Genomic DNA, 19,413 nt, shown 5'->3' on the forward strand with positions numbered 1-19,413 from the left:
CAGGCTTCGGTGGCGACCGCGCGCACGCGGCCGGGATTGCGGCGGCGGATCCGCGCCACGCAGTCGTGCAACACGTCGAGCGTTCGCTCCATGGCGACATCGGACAGGCGACCGCTCTCCTGAAGCCCTTCTCCAAGGCGAACGGAGCGATTGAGACTGTCGACGACGCGAAATCCCGTCTCCGACCGGGCAGCGATCATCAAACGGCAATTGTTGGTGCCGAGATCAAGCGCCGCGAACAGAGGCGGCTGCGTGTCGCGTCGGGCCGCCCCGCGCGACGGGGCGCCATGGGGCGGGCGGCGTTTTTGCCAGCCAAGACTGGTCGTCATGAGTGAGACCCCTTTTGTCTCGGAGTGTCAGGGACGGTGCGTTGCGGAGCAAGCAAATTCTCTTGTCATTGGTGAACGCATAAAATGCGGCTTTGGCACCGATTCTGTCTGTCAGACGCTTGCACGCCCTCTGATCGGGTGCTATCAGCCCCCTCGTTCCCGGGGCATCTCTGATGCTCCACCGCTTGGGGGATAGTTTAGCGGTAGAACTACCGGCTCTGACCCGGTCAGCCCTGGTTCGAATCCAGGTCCCCCAGCCAGAACACTTACCCTACAGTGTCAAAAAAAATGCGGGCGCGGCGCCGTACGTCCGTCCGGCGTGCGAAGCCGCAGGTATGAAATTTCGTCGGGGCCGCCTTGCCTTCGTTGCGCTTTCGCGTCAAAATGCGTAACGATTCAGGCCAAGGAATACGTCTGTTATGCTGGTTTTCCGACGTTCGCGTCGCGCTGTCGGCTTTGTTATGCGCGCTGCGCGCTGCGCCGTTCTGCCCGCCCTGACATGTGTCTCCGTTGCCCATGCCGGACCGGCCTCTGCGTCGGATCCGATTCTTCAGACCGAAGAGAACGATATCGCGACGCTTCCCGCGATCGGGCCGCATGTGGTCTTCATCGAAGACCCTGTCTATCGTCACGCCAAGGACGGTCGTGTCCTGATCGTCGACGCGGATCAGGGGCGGCTGCTGGGCATGGTGCAGGCCGCGTATAACGCCAATTTCGTGGCGGAGCGGGCGACCGGTGCGATCCATGTGGCGGAGACCACGTGGGCACACGGAAACCGCGGCAAACGCTATGACCTGCTGGCGGGATACGATCCGAAGGCATTGACCGTCACCACGGATATCGAACTGCCCGGACGCGCGCTCGTCACGCCTAAGAAGCCGAACATGGCGCTGTCGGCCAATGATTCGCGCATCTATATCGGCGACATGAGCCCCACCAACGGCGTTCATGTGCTGGAGGCCAAGACGGGCAAGCTGCTGGGGACGATCGATACCCCGGGCTGCGCGCTGGTTTATCCATGGGGGGGCACCGGATTTTCGTCGGTCTGCGCTGACGGGTCTCTGGTCAATGTCGATTCGGCCGACGTGGCCAAACCGGCCGTGACCCACACGCCGTCGTTCTTTGCGCCCGATCGGGATCCGGTGTTCGAGCACAGCCCCGAAGTCGCCGCGGACGGCCATGTGCCGTTCATTAGTTTCAGTGGGCTGGTCTACGACGCGGCACTGGGTGGCACGCCGACGATCGCCGCGCCGTGGTCGATCGAACAGGCGGCCGGCATGAAGCCGGCCAGCGATTCGCGCGCGCCGTTCGAGGTGACGTGGCGGCCGGGTGGCTGGCAGCTTGCGGCCCTCCATCGTGCGGACAACACGCTCTACGTGCTGATGCACAAGGGTACCTTCTGGACGCACAAGGACTCCGGGACCGAAATCTGGGTGTTCGATCTGCACGCGCACAAATTGTTGCGTCGTCTTCACCTTGCCCGCCCCAGCGCTATGGTTGGGGTGACGCAGGACAGCAAGCCGCTGTTGTTCACCACCGATGACGACGGGGATCTGTTCATCGCCGATGCCCAGACCGGCCAGGTCAAGCGCACCATGAAGCATCTCGGTGACTCGCTGGTCTTCACCGTCGCCGGCGGGGAGTGAGCGGTCGTGGCGCTTGTGCCTTCCATTGACGCCCTAGCGGCCCGTGGCGTGGTCGTGGCCGCCGGCGCCATCGGTGCCATGCTCCTTGCGTCCGGCGTGGACAAACTCCGTCGTCATGACGATTTCCTTGGAACGCTCGCGGCCTATCGGATCGTGCCCGATGCGATGATCGAGCCTGCCGCATGGACGCTGGGAGCGGTCGAAGTGCTTCTCGGCGCCGGATACGTGATCGGCATGCCGTCGCGGCTCCTTGGTGCCGCAGGACTCGCTCTGTTCAGTGTTTTTGCGTTGGCGATGGCCTTCAACATCCTCCGCGGGCGGACAAACCTGTCCTGCGGCTGTGTTCCCGGACTGGACGGCGAACGGTTGACGTGGGCTGGTGTGGGCCGTGCCGCACTGTGCGCCGTACTGTCGCTGGCCCTGCCGCTGGGCGATCGGGTGCACGGCATCGCACGTGTCGAGGATGTCATGGGCGGTGCTTGCCTGTTCGTTCTGATTGTGGCCACGGCGCTGCTGTCGCCCCGTCCTGCGGGGACGGCAGCATGATGGCCTTCCTGATGGGTTTACAGGTCATCAGCCTCCTTGTGATCGGGGCGCTGGCACTGATCGTCTTCGCGCTGGCCCGCCAGATCGGTATCCTGCACGAGCGTCTGGCGCCGATCGGTGCCACGCAGACGCAGCCTGGGCTCGACATCGGCAGTGCGCTGCCCCGCATCGTCATGCGTACGCTCGAGGGTGGTTCGTTCCCGGTGGGCGAACATCTGGGTGCGGGGCGCCGGCAGATGTTGCTGTTCATCACGTCGGACTGCCCGATCTGCCGCCGCGTGACGCCGATTGCAGTCGCCATGGCGCGCGATGGGTTGATGGATCTGGTGCTGATCGGCGATGGCACGCCACCCGAACTGCACGCGCTGCGCGAGGCTTATGCGACCGGCGACACCCCGCTGGTGACCGGCCCGGAACTCGGTCTCGTGCTGCAGGTCAGCCGACTGCCGTTCGCGGCCGTGGTCGACGATCATGGCACGTTGCGCGCCAAGGGCCTGGTGAACACACGGGCCCATCTTGAAAACATGCTGGCGAGTGCCGGCAGCATGCCCGGAAAAACCGCCGCACGGGCGGAGGAGAGCCTTCATGCCGCGATCTGAGTTCCAGTCCCTGTCGTTTGACGGACTGACCGAACGCCTCGCACGCGGTGTCGCGCGTTCGGCGTCGCGCCGCGGCGTTCTGGCGTGGGTAGGGCTCGTGGCTGGTGCCATCCCGGCGTTCCCGCTGCTGCCCGTCCGGCGCGCGGAGGCGGCATCGGCCAAGCCGCAAAGCCCTTTCGCCGCGTCGGCCCAAACCAAGGACCAGAATGCCTGTGATTACTGGCGTTACTGCGCCATCGATGGCAATCTGTGCTCCACCTGTGGCGGCGGCGTGCATACATGCCCGCCGGGTACCGCGCCTTCGCCCACGTCGTGGATCGGAACCTGCTTCAACCCGCAGGACACGAAGTCCTATCTGATCGCCTATCGCGACTGTTGTGGTCAGGATGCATGCGACGCCGGCGCGACGTGTCTGAACACGGACGGCGACCTGCCGTCCTATCGCCCGCAGGCCAATAACGACATCATCTGGTGCTTCGGCACCACATCGGCGATGTACAACTGTTCAACCGCCGTTATCGTAGGAACCGCTGAATGAAATCGATCGCTCTCGCTGCTGCCGTTACCTTTGCCACTGTTCCGGCAGCGATGGCAGCCCCGGACGGCGCCGCTTTGTACGGCAGCAACTGCGGTATCTGCCATCAGGGCGGCGCTGTGGGCGTACCGGGACAATTTCCGCCCCTGAAAGGCCGTCTGGACAAGATCGCCGCCAGCCCGGCCGGCAAGACCTACATTACGCACGTTCTGGTCAATGGCCTGTCCGGCTCGATCCAGGCGAGCGGGACCACTTATGTCGGTTACATGCCGTCCTTCAAGGCATTGCCGGACGACCAGATCGCCGCGATCCTGACCTATGTCGCAAGCCTGGGCGATACGAAGCCCGCGCCGACCTTCGAGGCATCGGACATCGCGGCGGCCCGTGCCACCCCCATGGCGGGATCCGCTGTTGCCGCGGAACGGAAGGGTCTCGGTGCGCTCATCCCTTAAGTCTGGCGCCTTCCTGCGTCTGGGTGCCGGGCTTCTGACCGTCCTGTCGGTATTGGCAGGGGCGGATGAGGCCCGGGCACTCGATCGCGTGCGTGCGACATACCTTATGCGCTGTGGCGGCTGCCATGGCGTGGAGGGGGTGTCCGGTCCGACCTTTGTGCCGGAACTGCGCGACCATGTCGGCACCTATCTGTGCTCGCCGGAGGGTCGCGCCTATATCGTGCAGGTTCCGAACGTATCGATGTCGCTCATACGCGACGACGCGCTGCTCGCTCAGGTCATGAACTTCGTCGTTTTCGATCTCGGCGGCGCCAGCACACCAGCCGGGGCCAAGCCTTACACGGCCCAGGAGGTGCACGAACTGCGTCAGCACCCGCTGCATCCGACGGAGTTCGAAAGAGCGCGCGCCGGGGTTCTGGAGCGCACTCTGGCCGCATGCGCGGCAAAAAACGCGGGCCATTGAGACCATACGCCTGAGACCGGCGTCGGCACCTCCAGAACGCGGAGTGTTCAGGCACGCTGCATCTGCGCAGCACCCCGGTTGCGGCCTCAGATGGTGTCGAGACGCCGGGCGAGGCGTTCGGCCGCAACCGCGAAAGACTCCTCCAACGTCGGTGCGACAGCGACATCACCACCAGAGAGGCGGATAAAGCCCTCCGTCATGCCGTTCTGCAGCATGCCTTCGGAATGCGCGAGCACGCCATCGCCGTCTTCCAGCGCGCCAGAGCCGATATCCCCGGTATCCTGCCGAGAGCGAAGCTGGACCCGCCATGCCGTCTGCCAGTAGGCGGCCACCTTGTCCGGATAGGACCGACCGTCCGTCGTGTATCCCTCCAGCGGCCGGCCATGTGCGAACATGTAGCCGATTTCCACAGCCGTACCGGGGTCCATGTCAGCGCTGCGCCGGAATGGGTCGAGACAGAACAGACCGGCATCACACTGGTCCATCAGGGCCCGGTCGGCCTTCACGATCGTCATGATCGTGTCGAAACCCGGCGCGAGCCCTTTCACGTCCGCCTGTCCGTCGAACGGCGCCACGCCGTCGAGGCCGAACCGTGCCGCGATCGTCTTCAGTCGCGCGAAGACCGCTTCGGCCTGCGGCCGGAAGACAAGGTCCCCGGCCAGATAAATGCGCGGTCGTGGCATCGTGCCTCCTCTGGCCGTTGCTCCATGAAGATCGCGGGACAACGGCGTGTTTTGCTTGCCTTCCCCGGTGGCACCGCCTATGGGGAAACGCCATCGGTCGGGTGCCCTTGGCAAGGGGAGCCCTAATCTCTTTCGTGAAGAGGTCCCCTCATGGCTGGCACGTCAACCCCCCATTCCTACGCCGCATCGAACTCCAGCCGTATCCGCGAAGCCCTGGCGTTCGACGACGTCCTGGTCGTGCCGGCGGAGTCCAATGTACTTCCGGCCCAGACGTCCACGCGCTCGCGCCTGACACGCCGGATCGAGCTCAATATCCCGCTGGTCTCGTCCGCCATGGACACGGTGACCGAGGAAGCCATGGCGATCGCGATGGCCCAGCAGGGTGGTCTGGGCGTCATTCACAAGAACCTCTCGATCGAGGAGCAGTCCGAACAGGTTCGACGCGTCAAGCGTTTCGAATCCGGCATGGTGGTCAACCCCGTGACGGTCGGACCGGACCAGACCCTGGCCGAAGTGAACGCCATCATGGCACGCCACGGTATCAGCGGTCTGCCGGTCGTCGAAGGCGGGTCGCAGCGCCTGATCGGCATTCTCACCAACCGCGACGTCCGCTTCGCGACCGATCCGGAACAGCCGGTGCGCGACCTGATGACGCGCGAAAATCTGGTGACGGTCCGTCACAGCGCGGACCCGGACCATGCGCGGGCCTTGCTTCACCGCCACCGGATCGAAAAACTGCTGGTCGTCGATGATGCCGAACGTTGCGTGGGCATCATCACCGTGAAGGACATGGACAAGGCGGTCGCCCATCCGCTGGCGATCAAGGACGAAATGGGGCGCCTGCGCTGCGCCGCCGCCGTCGGTGTGGGCGAGGACGGCTTCGCGCGCGCCCAGGCGCTGATCGCCGCCGGCGTCGACGTCGTGGTCGTCGACACGGCACACGGTCATTCGCGCGGCGTCCTGGGCGCCGTGGGACGGATCAAGGACGCGCATCCCGACGTCCAGATCATCGCGGGCAATGTCGCGACACCCGAAGCGGCCGTGGCGCTGATCGGGGCCGGTGCGGACTGCATCAAGATCGGTATCGGCCCGGGCTCCATCTGCACGACCCGTATCGTGGCCGGTGTGGGCGTTCCGCAGTTCTCCGCCGTCATGGAGACCTCCGAGGCGTGCCACGAACACGACATCCCCGCGATCGCCGACGGCGGCATCCGCACATCGGGCGATATCGTCAAGGCAATCGGCGCGGGTGCGGACGTCGTCATGATCGGCTCGCTTCTCGCCGGCGCGGAAGAGGCCCCGGGCGAGGTGTTCCTCTATCAGGGGCGTTCGTACAAGTCCTATCGCGGCATGGGCAGCCTGGGCGCGATGGCGCGGGGGTCCGCTGATCGCTATTTTCAGCAGGAAATCAAGGACACGCTCAAGATGGTTCCCGAGGGCATCGAGGGTCGCGTGGCTTTCAAGGGCGCGATGGGCGCCGTCGTGCATCAGCTTGTGGGTGGTCTGCGCGCCGGCATGGGCTATACCGGCTCGGCCACCATTGCCGACATGCAGGCACGCACCCAGTTCCGCCGTATCACCGGCGCGGGACTGAGGGAAAGCCATGTGCATGACGTCTCGATCACGCGCGAAGCGCCGAACTATCGCCAGGACTGATACTCCGTGACACCTGCAGCGCGGCTCGCGGCCGCGATCGAGATGCTTGCCCAGATGCAGGCCGAGCCCCGACGTCCCGCCGACGCCCTGGCCAACAGCTTCTTTCGGGAGCGGCGCTATATCGGCGGTGGTGACCGGCGTTTCATCTCGGCGATCGTTTGGGACGTGCTGCGTCGCTGGCGGCGCCTGGAATGGCATCTGCAGCGCGCTGGCAGTCCGGAGGCCACGCCGCGGCTTCTGGCCGGTGCGCTGCTGCTGTATGCGGGCGACGGCGACGTGCTGCGGGATGTGGAGGGTCTGTTCACAGGCGAGCACTACGCCCCGGAGCGCCTTACACGGGCCGAACACGCGATTCTGGCGACATTGGCAGGAACGACTCTTGACGACCCGTCCATGCCGGATCCGGTGCGGCTCGAGGTGCCCGACTGGCTGATGCCGTCCCTGGTGGCCACCTTCGGTGATCGCCTGTCCGACGAACTGGCGGCCATGGGAGAACCCGCGCCGCTCGACCTGAGGGTTAATCTCCTGATGGGGACGCGCGAACAGGCGGCGGCCTCTCTGGCGCGCGCGGGGATCGAGACGACGCCATGCCACCTGTCGCCATGGGGCCTGCGCGCGGCCGCGCGGCAGTCGGTCACGACGACGCAGGCGTTTCAATCGGGTCTGGTCGAAATCCAGGACGAGGGCAGTCAGCTGGTGGTCGCCGCGGTGGGCGCGCGTCCGGAGATGCGTGTGCTGGATTACTGCGCCGGTGCGGGCGGCAAGACGCTGGGCATGGCCATGACGATGCACAACCGCGGTCATATCGTGGCCTGCGACGTGTCCGAGCCGCGTCTGGAAGGCGCGGTGCGCCGGCTCCGCCGGGCCGGTGTTCATAATGTGGAGCGCCATCTGATCGTTGCCGGCGACAAATGGGCGAAACGGCGTGCGGCAAGTTTCGACCGAGTGCTGGTCGACGCGCCGTGTACGGGCACGGGCACGTGGCGCCGGAACCCCGATGCGCGTCTCAGGCTTCGGGCGTCTGACCTGAGCGAACTGCAGGCCAAGCAGGCGGAGATCCTCGACCGTGCGGCCTCCCTTGTCCGACCGGGTGGCCGGTTGATCTACGCCACGTGCTCGATCCTTGATGACGAGAATATATCGCAGATACATGCGTTTATAGGTCGACACTCGGAATTCAGGCTGGTGCCGTCCGACAGCGCCGACATGCCGGCCGCGTTTGCAGCGTGCGCGACGCTCAGCCTGTCTCCGGCGCTGAACGGCACCGACGGATTCTTTGCCGCGATTCTGGAGCGCAGCCCAGGTTCCTGACGTCAGAAGACTCGTGAGATGTTTTCTGCAGTAGTCTGTTTTTATAGTATTTAAACGGAAGCGATCATGGCTGTCAGTCTGGCAATCGGCATTCTGTGCGTTCTTGGCGCCGGTGTGGCGGCGCAATGGTGCGCATGGCGCTTTCGTCTGCCGGCGATCGTGCTGCTGTTCGCGCTCGGACTCGTGTTCGGACCCGGGCTAGGGATTCTCCATCCGTCGGCTGCGATTGGTCCTTTGTTCCGTCCCGCCGTGTCGCTGGCGGTCGCCATCATCGTCTTCGAAGGTGGGCTGGCGCTGGATTTCCGACAGTGGCGCGCGGCGGGCGAGGGCGTGCTTCGTCTGACGGTCGTGGCGCTGCCGATCAATTGGGGACTGGGGGCCTGTGCCGCGCACTATGTCGGCCATCTCGACTGGGGTACGGCGCTCCTGTTCGGGTCGATCATCGTCGTCACCGGACCCACGGTCGTCCTGCCGCTGCTGCGCCATACCAAGCTCCACCCGAAAGCTGCGGCCTTCCTGCGCTGGGAAGCCATCCTGAACGACCCCGTCGGGGCCATTCTGGCAACGCTGGTGCTGGAAGTCCTTCTCGCCCATTCGAACTACGGCCCTGAGCGTTTCTTTGCCGAAACCGCGCCCCATATGATTGTCGCCACCCTGCTGGCGATCGTGATCGGCATGGCCCCGGCCTATCTCGTGCGCTTTCTGTTCGAGCGCGATCTGATGTCCGAACTGCTCAAGACGCCGATGCTGATCGCGATGGCGCTGGTGGTGTTTACCGGGTGCAACCTTATCATGGACGGTGCCGGCCTGATGGCCGCGACCGTGTTCGGCATGGCCCTGGCCAACCTGCGCGTGCCGGGTATGGCCGAATTGCGCCGGATCAAGGAATCCCTCGTCGTTCTGGTGGTGTCGGCCCTGTTCATTCTGCTGACGGCCGATCTGCAGCGCGGGGTGCTGGAGCGGCTGTCCCTGCCTATTATCGGGCTTACACTCGCGGTGCTGTTCGTCGTGCGGCCGTTGTGCATCTTTCTGGCGACCCTCGGCTCCAGCCTCACATGGCAGGAGCGGGTGTTTCTCGGCTGGATCGCGCCACGCGGCATCGTGGCGGCGGCCGTGGCCGGCGTCGCCGGCCTCAGGCTCAAGGAGGCCGGGTTCGGCAGTGCCGACCTTATTACCCCGGCGATCTTTGCCGTGATCGCGGCGACCATGATTTTGCATGGTTTCTCGCTTCGCCCGCTGGCGCGGAAGCTCAAACTCACTTTGTCGGACGAACGTGCGCTGGCGATCGTGGGTGCCAGTCCGTGGTCGATGGATCTGGCGCGCTGTCTGCATGAGGCCGAGGTGCCGGTCCTGCTGGTGGACACCTATTCGGGTGCGCTGGCCGGAGCGGCGCGCGCCGGCATCCCGACCTTGCGCGCCGAGGTCCTGTCGCAGGAGGGGGAGGAAAGCCTGGAGGAGCGGCCTGCCGACTACCTGATCGCCGCGACGCCGGATGCGATTTACAATGGCATGGTGTGCGCGCACCTCACACCGTATTTCGGCCGGCAACGCGTCTTTCAGGTCAGCCCCGGCGTATCGCGTCTGGATCTGTATCGCGGGCTGAGCCGCGATGCGCGCGGCAAGGTGCTGGGCGATCCGGCCTGGAATTTCGGCCTGATCGAGCGATTGTTCGGTCAGGGGTGGCGCTTTGTCGCGCTGACCGTGACCGAAGCCGACGCCCCAGGCTTCGAGCACGAACAGGGTAATCGACTGATCTTCCTGTCCGTGCGCCGCGGAACCGCGATCTGGATCCGCTCTGCAGAGGACGCGGCACCCGCCGGCATCGCGCCGGGCGACATCGTCGTGGCACTGCTGCCGCCGCTGCCGACCGAAGCGTCCGATCACGACGACCCGACCACCGCCGTAACCTGATCAGGCGGGGGGCAGGACCTCGATCTCGGTCAGGCCGTCGCGCAGCAGATCGCGCAATACGGCTTCCGGCACGGCGATGCATCCTTCGGTCGGCCGCCCGTCGGCGGGTGGCAGGTGCAGGAATATGGCCGAGCCGCGACCCGGAACCGGCGGCGCATCGTTGTGCCCCAACACCACGACCAGATCATAGACATGATCGTCGCGCCATAACCGCTCGTGTCCGGCCGGGTAGGGAAGTGCTACGAAACGGTTGTAGTTGGCGTCGGATTGGTCGTCGCACCAGCCGTCGGTCGGCGACAGGGGTTCGAGGGGCAGGGTGGTTATAGGACGTGCCGTGCGATCGGCGCGATAGAACACCTGCCGGAGCGGCAGGACGCCGACCGGCGTGCCATGGTCGCCCTCGACCTTTACGGGACGGATGCCCGATGCGCCGATGACGGCCGGTCGCGCCTGTCCCATGAAGTGCAGGGTGGCGGACGGGGACCCGTCGCCGTGCAGTACGGCGCGGGTCATGAGCGGCTCCGCGAGACGCGAGAATTGCACTGGGCACACATGTGGGCCTTACTTTCACGGGATTGTGTGGATTGGCCATACGGCGAAGCGAGGTGTAAGCTCACTGCGTCTTACGGATCGACTCTGGCGTTGACGCGGTGCCTCTGCCCGGTATCAGCCCGGGCCGGTCGCCGGACTAATATTACTAATGCCGGCCAGACCGGCAATGATGGGGTGAAGGTTTGATGGCAGGTGCGCGACCAGTTCTTATAGTCGACGACGACCAGACGTTGCGCCAGATGCTCGTCGAGCAGCTCCAGGTCGAAGGGGAGTTTCAGGCGATCGAAGCGGCTTCGGTCGCGGAGGCCAGCAAGAAGCTCGACGATTCAAGCGCCCGTTTCGACGCCGTGATCCTCGACGTAACTCTTCCGGACGGTGATGGACGCGACTTCTGCGCCGAGCTACGCCGTCAGGGCAAGCGGGTGCCAGTCATCATGCTGACCGGCTCGGACGATGAAAAGGACGTGGTAAAGGGTCTCGACGCCGGCGCCAATGACTACGTCGCCAAGCCGTTTCGAATCGCGGAGCTTCTGGCACGCCTGCGCGCGCAGATGCGGATTTTCGAGAACAGCGAAGACGCCGTCTTCAACATCGGGCCCTATGTGTTCCGTCCCTCCGCCAAGCTCCTGCAGGAACCGGCGCGCAATCGCCGTATCCGCCTGACGGAGAAGGAAGCGGCGATCCTCAAGTTCCTGTACCGGGCCGGGACACGTCCCGTGCCGCGTCAGGTTCTGTTAAACGAGGTGTGGGGCTACAATGCCGCCGTCACCACGCACACGCTCGAGACTCATATCTATCGTCTGCGTCAGAAGATCGAGCCCGATCCGACAAGCACCTGCCTGCTCGTGACGGAGGGCGGCGGCTACCGCCTCAACCCACAGGGCGGCGTCGCCGCCTGAGACTGCAAATAAAAAGGGTAGCCTTCGTCGGCTGCCCTTTTTGCGTCAGAGGTCGATATCCATGACCACGGGGACATGATCTGACGGGCTTGGCCAGTCGCGGACCTCGTTCAGCACGGTCATTTTCCGCAATTGCGGCACGACCGGCTGCGTGACCCAGACATGATCGAGTCGACGCCCGCGATTCGAGGCTTTCCAGTCCCGGTTACGATACGACCACCACGTGTACAGCTTCTCGTTCGACGGCACGAAATGTCGCATGGCATCGACGAAGCCGGTCTGAAGCCATGCGTTCATGCGCGACGTCTCCGGCGGCGTGTGGCTGACGACATCCAGCAGCTGCTTGTGGCTCCACACATCCTGTTCGAGGGGCGCGATGTTCAGGTCGCCGACCAGAATCGCGGGTGTCTGCGTGTGGCCGGTGAACCAGCCGGTTGCCTCGTCAACGAAGGCCAGTTTGTGGGCATATTTCGGGTTCGCCTCGGGGTCCGGAATGTCGCCCCCCGCCGGAACGTAAAAATTGTGCAGATCCAGCGGTCCGATCGCGCTGTCCAGCGTGACCGCGACGTGACGGCAGTCGCCTTTTCCACACCAGTCCGGCGCGCGGTCGTTGGCGCGCATCGGCAGGCGGGAGAGGATGGCCACTCCGTTGTAGCTTTTCATGCCGCGGAAGTGGACGTGACGGTAGCCCAGTGCCTGAACGGCGGCGGAGGGAAACAGGTCGTCGGACACCTTGGTTTCCTGCAGGCAGACGATATCGGGCGCGATCTCGTCGGTCAGACGCGAGAGCAGGGGCAGCCGGAGCCGCAGGGAATTAATGTTCCAGGTCATGAGGCGCATGACACCCGGCATCGCGGATGGCGCGACGAATGGCAAGCCCGAACCCGACCCATAATGCGCGTACACTCTTGCTTCGACGCAGGGGAAGCGCGATTTGTTCGGTATGACCCGCGCGCTTGATCTCCACGCATCGCTCCTGACCCTCGACAGCCACATCGATATTCCGTGGCCCGACCGCGAGGACGCGTTCGACGACACGACCCGACGACGGGTCGATTTCCCCAAGATGGCGCGCGGGGGCCTCTCGGCCGGGTGCTTTGCCGCCTACATCCCGCAGGGACCGCTGACCGCGCTGGGCCATGCCGAGGCCGAACAGCGGACCGAAGCCATGCTGGATGCGATCGGTGGTATGGCGGGCACCCGCAACGGCCTGACGGCGGTGATCTGCCAGAGCGCCGATGAGATCGAGCGTGCCCATGCCCGGGGGGATCTGGCCGTTATTCCGGCCATCGAAAACGGCTACGGTATCGGCGAGGATCCGGGGCGTCTGGCGCTCTATCGCGCGCAGGGCGCGCGCTATATGACGCTGACGCACAACGGCCATAACGCCCTGGCCGATGCGGCGATTCCACGCCGCGATCTGGGCGATGCCCCGACCCTTCATGGTGGCCTGTCCACGCTGGGGCGGCAGGCGATCGCTGCGATGAACCGGCTGGGCCTGCTGGTGGATGTGTCGCATGCCGCGCGCACGACAATGATGCAGGCGGTCGAGCACTCGGCCACGCCCATCGTCGCCACGCATTCCTGCGTGCGCACCTTGTGCGACCATCCCCGCAATCTGGACGATGCCCAGATCGACGCGCTGGCGGCCAGCGGCGGCCTGATCCAGATCACCGCCATGCCGGGCTTCCTGCGTCCGCGTCCTACCGACGGCGAGCGTACGGTGGGTGTCGCGGATTTCGTCGACCATATCGATTACGTGGTGCGTCGCGTCGGCGTCGCGCATGTCGGCATTTCGTCCGATTTCGATGGCGGCGGTGCGATCATGGGCTGGAGGGATGCGGGCGAATCCGCGTCCTTGACCGAGGAACTGGTCCGCCGGGGCTACGACGACAGCGAGATCGCGGCATTCTGGGGGGGCAATTTCCTACGCCTTCTGCGGCAGGCCGAACACGTGGCGTCGGGGGCGCACTCGGCGTCCTGACGCCGGATGACAAATCGGACATGATTTGTTCCCGTGGTGGAGTCGCGAAAAAAAATCGCAATTTGTCCACCTCTCGGGATTGACTTGCTGAATTCGCCTCAAAAAGCATGGCCTGATCCTGATCTGAGACAAATTTGGACCGTAAATTATTTAAAATCAGATGGTTATGCTGCTTTGCCCAAATCGAGGGCAGACCGAGAGAAACCCCGGGAATCCAACGGTGTCATGAATCCGTCACCGATTGCCCCACAGAGTTATCCACATGTTCGGTGGATTACTGGAGCCCGGCCGGATGGCTGATGTGAACGACCCGACTTTTGCACCGGCAGCGGACATCGCGGCCCCGCCGGGATCCGCGCGCCCCATGGGGGTCGAGGCGATCCGCGCCGCGCTGCGGACGATGCCGCTGTCACCGGGTGTCTACCGGATGCTCGATGACAAGGGGGAGGTGCTGTATGTCGGCAAGGCGTCGAGCCTGCGCAAGCGGGTCACATCGTATACCCATGTCGCGCGTCTGCCCGAGCGCCTGCGGCGCATGGTGTCGCGAACCGCTGCGATGGAGATCGTCACAACGCACACCGAGGCCGAAGCCCTGCTGCTGGAGGCCAACTACATCAAGCGGATGCGTCCGTACTACAACATCCTGCTGCGGGACGACAAAAGCTACCCGTGGGTGATGATCACGGACGGCCATGCCTACCCGCAGATCGCCAAGCATCGCGGCAAGCCTGTGAAGGGCGCGTCGTACTGGGGGCCGTTCGCGTCTGCCTGGTCGGTCAACCAGACGCTGAACCTTATGCAGCGGCTGTTTCTGCTGCGCTCGTGCTCGGACACGGTGTTCGCGTCCCGCACGCGGCCGTGCCTTCTGTTCCAGATCAAGCGGTGCAGCGCACCCTGCGTCGATCGCATCTCGCGCGACGACTATGCCCACCTGATCGAACAGGCCAAGGCGTTCCTGTCCGGCAAGACGACGACCATCCATGCGCAGCTTGCCCAGGACATGGAGGCCGCCGCCGAGGCGCTTGAGTTCGAGCGCGCAGCAGCTATTCGTGACCGCCTGCGCGCCTTCGCGGGCCTGCAGGATTCCAGCGTGATCAATCCCGCCTCGATCGGGGACGCGGACGTCATCGCGATCTGGCAGATCGGGGGGCATAGTTGTCTGCAGGTGTTCTTCATTCGTGGCGGCCGTAACAACGGCAACCGCGCCTTTTTCCCGACCCATGCGGCGGACGAATCCGCGTCGGACGTTCTGGCCGCGTTCCTGGCCCAGTTCTATGACGACAAGCCACCGCCGCCGCGCGTTCTTCTGAACTGCGACCTGCCGGAAACCGCGTTGTTCGAGGAGGCGCTGAGCCTGAAGCGTGGCAAGCGCGTAGAGGTGCAGGTGCCGCAGAGGGGGGAGCGTCGCGCCGTGATGGATCACGCCGCGACCAACGCGCGCGAGGCGCTGGAGCGCCGGCTGGCGGAAAGCGAGGGGCAGGCGCGTCTGCTTGAGGGTGTTGCCGACCTGTTCGGGCTGGAGACACCGCCACGCCGGATCGAGGTGTATGACAACAGTCACATCATGGGTGCCCACGCCTATGGCGTGATGATCGTGGGTGGGCCCGAAGGGTTCGTCAAACGCGCCTATCGCAAATACGCGATCCGCGGTGTGCTCACCCCGGGGGACGACTTCGCCATGATGCGCGAGGTGATGGAGCGCCGCTTTGGACGCGCCTTGCGCGCGCGCGCTGAGGCGGGCGCGACGGGAAGCGGGGACGACAATGCCGCGACGCCCGACGGCGAGGACTGGCCCGATATTGTCCTGATCGACGGAGGCGCGGGGCAGTACAGTGCCGTGCGAGGGATCCTTGACGATCTCGGCGTAACGGATGTGACCCTGGTCGCGATCGCGAAGGGGCCGGACCGGGATGCCGGGCGCGAATGGTTCCATATGGCGGACCGGCCGCCGTTCCAGCTGCCGCCGCGCGACCCGGTCCTGTATTATCTGCAGCGGCTGCGCGACGAGGCCCACAGGTTCGCCATCACCACGCACCGTGCCGGTCGTTCCAAGACGCTCGTCATGTCCGAGCTGGATGACATTCCGGGCATCGGTGCCGCGCGCAAGCGCGCATTGCTGAACCATTTTGGCTCAGCCCGAGGCGTGCGTCAGGCGGGCCTGAACGACCTGGAGGCGGTCTCGGGCATCAGCCGCGAGACGGCGCGGTCCATCTACGGTCATTTTCATCCCGACTGGGCGGCCAGCGTCGCCGAAACATAAGCTTGAGCGACGAGGTCGGCGCGTGGCGCATGCGCAAACCGGAGTGCGGTCATGCGTAAAACAAACCGCATCAAGTTGATGTCAGCCCATAGGTCCGGGGTGCGCCGTGGTATAGAGTGACGGCATGCTGAGCGATCTTCCCAATGTCCTGACGCTGTCGCGCGTCGTCGCCGTCCCGGTGCTCGTCGCACTTGTCGCGTGGCGCACGCCCGTGGGCGACGCGTTGGCCTGCCTGTTATTCATTGCGGCCGGGATCACGGACTATTTCGACGGGAAGCTCGCCCGGTCGCGCCACCAGCTGTCGGAACTGGGCCGGATGCTCGATCCGATTGCCGACAAGCTGCTGGTCGGGGCGTCGCTGATGGTGCTGGCCGCTTTTGCGCGACTGCCTTACGCCACGCTCTATCCGGCGATCATCATCCTGTGCCGCGAGATTCTGGTCAGTGGATTGCGGGAATATCTTGCCTCGTTTCGCGCCAAGCTTCCGGTCACCCGACTGGCGAAGTGGAAAACCGGCTTTCAGATGACCGCGATCGGTTTCCTGCTCGCTGGCGACAGCACGGCGGTTCTGCTGCGGATCGACTGGCTGCCGGTGGGGGCGCTGGGCGCGGTCATGATGTGGGTCGCGGCGTTGCTGACCCTGATCACAGGCTGGGACTATGTGATCACCGGCCTCCAGCATATCGAGTCTCAGGCGCCGAAGCCGATGGACGGCCGTATCGTTCACTGACGGCGGATGAAGGCTCTGTAGCCCCTTGAGAAAGCCTGATGTCGTAGGCACACTGTGCACAAGGATGCACCCCGGCGGTCGGGCCGCGCCTGGCTGGAGTTCATCATGAAGCGTGTGATCCTGATGTCGGCCTCGCTCTCGCTCGTCGGCTGCTCAGGTTTTGGTAAATTCGTGTCCGACACGGCGACCTTGCCGGGGGCGAACCCGAATGCGCCGCAGGGCGGCTCGGAAAACATGCTTCGCGCGCGGGGCTACGCTGCCGCATCATCGAAGCTTCAAAGCGAACCCGGCAATATCTGGCCCGACGCACCCCAGCCTTTGCCCACCCTTGAAGACGTGTCGCGCAATCCGGCGTCTCTGGACGCTTTGCTGCGTGCGAACGGTGCCGTTGCGCCGTCGGGCCCGCAGATGCCCGATGACGGCAGCATGACGCTGGGCGAAAGCACGAAAATCCATAATGGCGTTCAGTCCACGGACTTCAACGGCCCGGGTCTGAACGTCCCGTCGCAGGACACGACCGCTGCGCGCTTTGGTGCGCAACCGTCGAACGCCTCCATCGTCATTCCCAACGGCGACGGCAGCAGCACCATCATCGCGCCCGATGGCTCGGTCCGTACCGTCAGGAACGGTGCGACCTCGGTTCACTGAACGTCGCCCTTGTCATGAAAGACGTGTCGATCACGGTCCTTTATTTTGCGTCTCTCCGCGACCGCCTCGGACTTGATCGGGAGAGGTATGCGCTGACGTCACCGGACGCGACGGTTGCAACAGTCCTCGACGCATTGGCCGAACGTCACGACGCCTTGCGCGAGGCGATCGGGGCCGGGGCGGTCATCCGCGCCGCGGTCAACCAGCAGTTCGCAACCCCTGCGACACCCGTGGCCGCAGGAGACGAAGTCGCCTTCTTCCCCCCGGTCACAGGCGGCTGATTCATGCGCGTGGTTCTGCAGGACGAAGCGTTCGATGTTGCGGCGGAGGTGGATGCCGTTGCGCGCGAGGCAGGCGTCGAGGCGGGCGCGGTTGCCATGTTTCTGGGCCTTGTGCGCGGTGGCGACGGCCTTCGGGCACTGACGCTCGAACATTATCCCAGGATGACCCTGGCACGCCTTAGCGCGATCGCCGAGGAAGTGTCCGCTCGCTACGACCTGCTGGGGTGCACGATCATCCACCGCGTCGGCACGCTGGGGGTCGGGGCACCCATTGTGCTGGTGCTCGCGGCGGCGCGCCATCGCGGTGCGTCGCTTGAGGCGGTCGAGACGATGATCGACTGGCTCAAGACCCGGTCACCGTTCTGGAAGCGCGAGGATTACGACGACGGGCGGCAGGTCTGGGTCGAGGCCCGCGCGGCCGACGACGCGGCCGCCGCACGCTGGGACCTTTGACGGTCGACACGCGCGACAGGCCATTGGCCGTCGTTCCATGCGGGGCTGGCCGGTCAGTCGTTCATCGGATAGGACGCCAGAAGCCGCCGTTGCAGTCTCCAGTACCGCAGCATGGTGAAGGCACCGCTGGTGCGCCAGCCGGCCTTGCGGTTTTTCGCGCCGATGACGAAGGCCGCGTGGTAATGCCGGAACTGGGCCATGTAGGCTTCGCGTAACGTGGTCTCGCGGTCCCAGATATGCGTGGCTTCCGATCCGATGCCATTCACCTCGATGATCGTGAAACCGATGCCGCGCCGCAGAGCCGCCACGGACGAGAATTTCACGTCGACACGCCCGAAATGAAAATCGGGGATGTCGCGCATGACCTCATCTAGCTGGGCTTCGAGATCCGGGGTCGCATCGGCGGTACCGTTGAGGAAGATGGACCCCTTGCAGTGATTGCCCGCGAAGACCAGCGGCACCGGCTCGCCGGTGGACGGCACGTCGTCTGCCCGTTCCCGCAGGCGCGGCAGATAAAGGTGCGGGACGAGACGCGTGCGTGGATCGGCCTCGATCAGCTCGCGAATCGTCGAACGGCCGTCGCCGGTCAGGACCGGCACCTTCTTGTAGGTGATCGAGGTGATGCGTCCGCGTCCGGTCTGCGGGTCGCGGATGTAGAACAGACCCGCTTCTTCGGGCTCGTCGACCAGGGCCTGGAGCATCAGGCGCACGCCGCGCGGATAGGTCGGTAACGCGGCCAGCAGCGCGGTTTCGTCCCGCACCAGTTTCACCCCGGTACCGTTGCAGCCGATATCGGGCTTGACGACCAGCGGAAACGCAAGGTCGGCCGATGCCATGGCCGCACGCGCCGCCGAGGCATCGTCACGGCCGGTTACGAACGACGCATAGGGCGCGATCCAGCGTCGCGCGACCTCGCCCGCCTGATCAAGGATCGAGACCTTGCTTTCGCCGCACAGGCCGCCGGTGGTGACACGGGGGTTGGCGGCCGTGGGGATGCTGAAGTCGCGGTAGCGCAGCCCCATGGCGATCCAGTAGAGGACGATCGGGGTGTAGAACAGCCAGCCGGGCCAGAACTCGAACATCGACAGTGCGGGGGGCGCTTTTCTGGCCAGCGTGGACGGCTCGCGCAGGGTGGTGGCCTGGGTCATGGCGTCTCCTTCTGGAGATGGGCCGCGATCCGGCCGACAACGACGATGGTGATGACGAAACCTGCGGCGCCGACCCAGCGCCAGACCCCGAGATAGGTCATCAGGACCTGTCCGATACGCACCGATACGCCAAACAGGGCCGAAGTCCAGAGCAGCGTCGCGGCCGCGGTCGCAACCGTGAAGCGTACGAGCCCCGCGTGGAAGAAACCACACGCGGTGTAGATCGGCAGTCGGGCGCCGGGGATGAAACGGCAGACGAAGACCGTGCGCAGAACGTGGGCGCGCAGCCATTCCGCGCGCGCGTCGTTCACCGGCGCCCGGGCCCAG

Annotated in this window: 22 protein-coding genes and 1 tRNA gene; 17 read left to right on the forward strand and 6 right to left on the reverse strand. The window is 65.1% G+C overall.

Features of this window, described 5'->3' with window-relative positions; translation table 11 throughout:
* Nucleotides 1-329: Ppx/GppA phosphatase family protein (locus tag HUK82_RS07730; protein ID WP_456304198.1), on the reverse strand; the 329-nt coding region annotated here is incomplete at its 3' end.
* Between the two features lie 186 nt (nucleotides 330-515).
* Between HUK82_RS07730 and HUK82_RS07735 the strand changes: the two genes are divergently transcribed.
* The 7 genes from HUK82_RS07735 to HUK82_RS07765 all read left to right on the forward strand — a co-directional run bounded on the left by HUK82_RS07735 (nucleotide 516) and on the right by HUK82_RS07765 (nucleotide 4,570).
* Nucleotides 516-589: transfer RNA gene (locus HUK82_RS07735), tRNA-Gln, on the forward strand.
* Between the two features lie 201 nt (nucleotides 590-790).
* On the forward strand, nucleotides 791-1,975 hold the full coding sequence (locus HUK82_RS07740; protein WP_246495000.1) for an amine dehydrogenase large subunit: 1,185 nt from the start codon (nucleotides 791-793) through the stop codon (nucleotides 1,973-1,975).
* A 6-nt stretch (nucleotides 1,976-1,981) separates the two neighbouring features.
* The gene (locus tag HUK82_RS07745; RefSeq protein ID WP_176613419.1) at nucleotides 1,982-2,521 is read left to right on the forward strand and encodes a MauE/DoxX family redox-associated membrane protein; all 540 of its coding nucleotides are present in this window, start codon (nucleotides 1,982-1,984) and stop codon (nucleotides 2,519-2,521) included.
* On the forward strand, nucleotides 2,518-3,120 hold the full coding sequence (locus HUK82_RS07750) for a thioredoxin domain-containing protein (protein WP_176613420.1): 603 nt from the start codon (nucleotides 2,518-2,520) through the stop codon (nucleotides 3,118-3,120). Before HUK82_RS07745 ends, HUK82_RS07750 begins: the two co-directional genes overlap by 4 nt.
* Nucleotides 3,107-3,658 carry a methylamine dehydrogenase light chain gene (locus HUK82_RS07755; RefSeq protein WP_176613421.1) on the forward strand — a complete coding sequence of 184 codons (552 nt, stop codon included), beginning with the start codon at nucleotides 3,107-3,109 and terminating at the stop codon, nucleotides 3,656-3,658. The genes HUK82_RS07750 and HUK82_RS07755 overlap by 14 nt, the downstream gene beginning before the upstream one ends.
* Entirely contained in the window at nucleotides 3,655-4,107 is a 453-nt protein-coding gene (locus HUK82_RS07760; RefSeq protein WP_176613422.1) for a c-type cytochrome, read from the forward strand. Before HUK82_RS07755 ends, HUK82_RS07760 begins: the two co-directional genes overlap by 4 nt.
* On the forward strand, nucleotides 4,091-4,570 hold the full coding sequence (locus HUK82_RS07765; protein ID WP_264802230.1) for a c-type cytochrome: 480 nt from the start codon (nucleotides 4,091-4,093) through the stop codon (nucleotides 4,568-4,570). The genes HUK82_RS07760 and HUK82_RS07765 overlap by 17 nt, the downstream gene beginning before the upstream one ends.
* A gap of 86 nt (nucleotides 4,571-4,656) precedes the next feature.
* Here the strand turns inward: HUK82_RS07765 and HUK82_RS07770 are convergent, their stop codons facing one another.
* A complete protein-coding gene (locus HUK82_RS07770) occupies nucleotides 4,657-5,253 on the reverse strand; it encodes a nucleoside 2-deoxyribosyltransferase (protein WP_176613423.1) in 597 nt (198 codons plus the stop codon).
* Nucleotides 5,254-5,403: 150 nt separating this feature from the next.
* Between HUK82_RS07770 and guaB the strand changes: the two genes are divergently transcribed.
* The 3 genes from guaB (at nucleotide 5,404) to HUK82_RS07785 (ending at nucleotide 10,131) form a co-directional block, all read left to right on the forward strand.
* Nucleotides 5,404-6,909 carry an IMP dehydrogenase gene (gene guaB / locus HUK82_RS07775; protein ID WP_176613424.1) on the forward strand — a complete coding sequence of 502 codons (1,506 nt, stop codon included), beginning with the start codon at nucleotides 5,404-5,406 and terminating at the stop codon, nucleotides 6,907-6,909.
* Between the two features lie 6 nt (nucleotides 6,910-6,915).
* Nucleotides 6,916-8,220, forward strand: coding sequence for an RsmB/NOP family class I SAM-dependent RNA methyltransferase (locus HUK82_RS07780; RefSeq protein ID WP_176613425.1), 1,305 nt, complete (start codon nucleotides 6,916-6,918; stop codon nucleotides 8,218-8,220).
* 66 nt (nucleotides 8,221-8,286) lie between these two features.
* Nucleotides 8,287-10,131, forward strand: coding sequence for a cation:proton antiporter (locus tag HUK82_RS07785; protein ID WP_176613426.1), 1,845 nt, complete (start codon nucleotides 8,287-8,289; stop codon nucleotides 10,129-10,131).
* Here HUK82_RS07785 and HUK82_RS07790 read toward each other — a convergent pair whose 3' ends face one another.
* Nucleotides 10,132-10,644 carry a L,D-transpeptidase family protein gene (locus HUK82_RS07790; protein WP_373318272.1) on the reverse strand — a complete coding sequence of 171 codons (513 nt, stop codon included), beginning with the start codon at nucleotides 10,642-10,644 and terminating at the stop codon, nucleotides 10,132-10,134. It lies immediately after the preceding gene.
* 224 nt (nucleotides 10,645-10,868) lie between these two features.
* Here HUK82_RS07790 and HUK82_RS07795 point away from each other — a divergent pair, with 224 nt between their 5' ends.
* On the forward strand, nucleotides 10,869-11,582 hold the full coding sequence (locus HUK82_RS07795) for a response regulator transcription factor (protein ID WP_176613427.1): 714 nt from the start codon (nucleotides 10,869-10,871) through the stop codon (nucleotides 11,580-11,582).
* A gap of 45 nt (nucleotides 11,583-11,627) precedes the next feature.
* Here HUK82_RS07795 and HUK82_RS07800 read toward each other — a convergent pair whose 3' ends face one another.
* Nucleotides 11,628-12,434 carry an exodeoxyribonuclease III gene (locus tag HUK82_RS07800; RefSeq protein WP_176613437.1) on the reverse strand — a complete coding sequence of 269 codons (807 nt, stop codon included), beginning with the start codon at nucleotides 12,432-12,434 and terminating at the stop codon, nucleotides 11,628-11,630.
* 91 nt (nucleotides 12,435-12,525) lie between these two features.
* On the opposite strand from HUK82_RS07800, the gene HUK82_RS07805 reads away from it, so the two are divergent.
* The 6 genes from HUK82_RS07805 (at nucleotide 12,526) to HUK82_RS07830 (ending at nucleotide 17,938) form a co-directional block, all read left to right on the forward strand.
* Nucleotides 12,526-13,566 carry a dipeptidase gene (locus HUK82_RS07805; protein WP_176613428.1) on the forward strand — a complete coding sequence of 347 codons (1,041 nt, stop codon included), beginning with the start codon at nucleotides 12,526-12,528 and terminating at the stop codon, nucleotides 13,564-13,566.
* 292 nt (nucleotides 13,567-13,858) lie between these two features.
* Entirely contained in the window at nucleotides 13,859-15,826 is a 1,968-nt protein-coding gene (gene uvrC, locus HUK82_RS07810) for an excinuclease ABC subunit UvrC (protein WP_176613429.1), read from the forward strand.
* Between the two features lie 124 nt (nucleotides 15,827-15,950).
* Nucleotides 15,951-16,556, forward strand: coding sequence for a CDP-diacylglycerol--glycerol-3-phosphate 3-phosphatidyltransferase (pgsA, locus tag HUK82_RS07815; RefSeq protein WP_176613430.1), 606 nt, complete (start codon nucleotides 15,951-15,953; stop codon nucleotides 16,554-16,556).
* Nucleotides 16,557-16,661: 105 nt separating this feature from the next.
* The gene (locus HUK82_RS07820) at nucleotides 16,662-17,204 is read left to right on the forward strand and encodes a hypothetical protein (protein WP_176613431.1); all 543 of its coding nucleotides are present in this window, start codon (nucleotides 16,662-16,664) and stop codon (nucleotides 17,202-17,204) included.
* A 29-nt stretch (nucleotides 17,205-17,233) separates the two neighbouring features.
* Nucleotides 17,234-17,485, forward strand: a complete 252-nt coding sequence (moaD, locus tag HUK82_RS07825; protein ID WP_394367489.1) for a molybdopterin converting factor subunit 1 — start codon at nucleotides 17,234-17,236, stop codon at nucleotides 17,483-17,485.
* 3 nt (nucleotides 17,486-17,488) lie between these two features.
* On the forward strand, nucleotides 17,489-17,938 hold the full coding sequence (locus tag HUK82_RS07830; protein WP_176613433.1) for a molybdenum cofactor biosynthesis protein MoaE: 450 nt from the start codon (nucleotides 17,489-17,491) through the stop codon (nucleotides 17,936-17,938).
* Between the two features lie 53 nt (nucleotides 17,939-17,991).
* Here HUK82_RS07830 and HUK82_RS07835 read toward each other — a convergent pair whose 3' ends face one another.
* Nucleotides 17,992-19,086 (reverse strand): D-alanine--D-alanine ligase, encoded by a 1,095-nt coding sequence (locus HUK82_RS07835; RefSeq protein ID WP_176613434.1) that lies wholly within the window; start codon nucleotides 19,084-19,086, stop codon nucleotides 17,992-17,994.
* Nucleotides 19,083-19,413 (reverse strand): DedA family protein (locus tag HUK82_RS07840; RefSeq protein ID WP_394367488.1); only part of this gene is annotated, 331 nt, incomplete at its 5' end. The genes HUK82_RS07840 and HUK82_RS07835, both read right to left, overlap by 4 nt.

It is taken from the genome of Ameyamaea chiangmaiensis, assembly GCF_013376175.1.
Taxonomy (GTDB): Bacteria; Pseudomonadota; Alphaproteobacteria; order Acetobacterales; family Acetobacteraceae; genus Ameyamaea; species Ameyamaea chiangmaiensis.

Coding starts and splice junctions, on each gene's coding strand:
- HUK82_RS07740 (WP_246495000.1), top strand. CDS start 791: ATGCGCGCTGCGCGCTGCGCCGTTCTGCCCGCCCTGACATGTGTCTCC.
- HUK82_RS07750 (WP_176613420.1), top strand. CDS start 2,518: ATGATGGCCTTCCTGATGGGTTTACAGGTCATCAGCCTCCTTGTGATC.
- HUK82_RS07755 (WP_176613421.1), top strand. CDS start 3,107: ATGCCGCGATCTGAGTTCCAGTCCCTGTCGTTTGACGGACTGACCGAA.
- HUK82_RS07760 (WP_176613422.1), top strand. CDS start 3,655: ATGAAATCGATCGCTCTCGCTGCTGCCGTTACCTTTGCCACTGTTCCG.
- HUK82_RS07770 (WP_176613423.1), bottom strand. CDS start 5,253: ATGCCACGACCGCGCATTTATCTGGCCGGGGACCTTGTCTTCCGGCCG.
- guaB (WP_176613424.1), top strand. CDS start 5,404: ATGGCTGGCACGTCAACCCCCCATTCCTACGCCGCATCGAACTCCAGC.
- HUK82_RS07785 (WP_176613426.1), top strand. CDS start 8,287: ATGGCTGTCAGTCTGGCAATCGGCATTCTGTGCGTTCTTGGCGCCGGT.
- HUK82_RS07790 (WP_373318272.1), bottom strand. CDS start 10,644: ATGACCCGCGCCGTACTGCACGGCGACGGGTCCCCGTCCGCCACCCTG.
- HUK82_RS07795 (WP_176613427.1), top strand. CDS start 10,869: ATGGCAGGTGCGCGACCAGTTCTTATAGTCGACGACGACCAGACGTTG.
- HUK82_RS07800 (WP_176613437.1), bottom strand. CDS start 12,434: ATGCCGGGTGTCATGCGCCTCATGACCTGGAACATTAATTCCCTGCGG.
- HUK82_RS07805 (WP_176613428.1), top strand. CDS start 12,526: ATGACCCGCGCGCTTGATCTCCACGCATCGCTCCTGACCCTCGACAGC.
- uvrC (WP_176613429.1), top strand. CDS start 13,859: ATGGCTGATGTGAACGACCCGACTTTTGCACCGGCAGCGGACATCGCG.
- pgsA (WP_176613430.1), top strand. CDS start 15,951: ATGCTGAGCGATCTTCCCAATGTCCTGACGCTGTCGCGCGTCGTCGCC.
- HUK82_RS07820 (WP_176613431.1), top strand. CDS start 16,662: ATGAAGCGTGTGATCCTGATGTCGGCCTCGCTCTCGCTCGTCGGCTGC.
- HUK82_RS07830 (WP_176613433.1), top strand. CDS start 17,489: ATGCGCGTGGTTCTGCAGGACGAAGCGTTCGATGTTGCGGCGGAGGTG.
- HUK82_RS07835 (WP_176613434.1), bottom strand. CDS start 19,086: ATGACCCAGGCCACCACCCTGCGCGAGCCGTCCACGCTGGCCAGAAAA.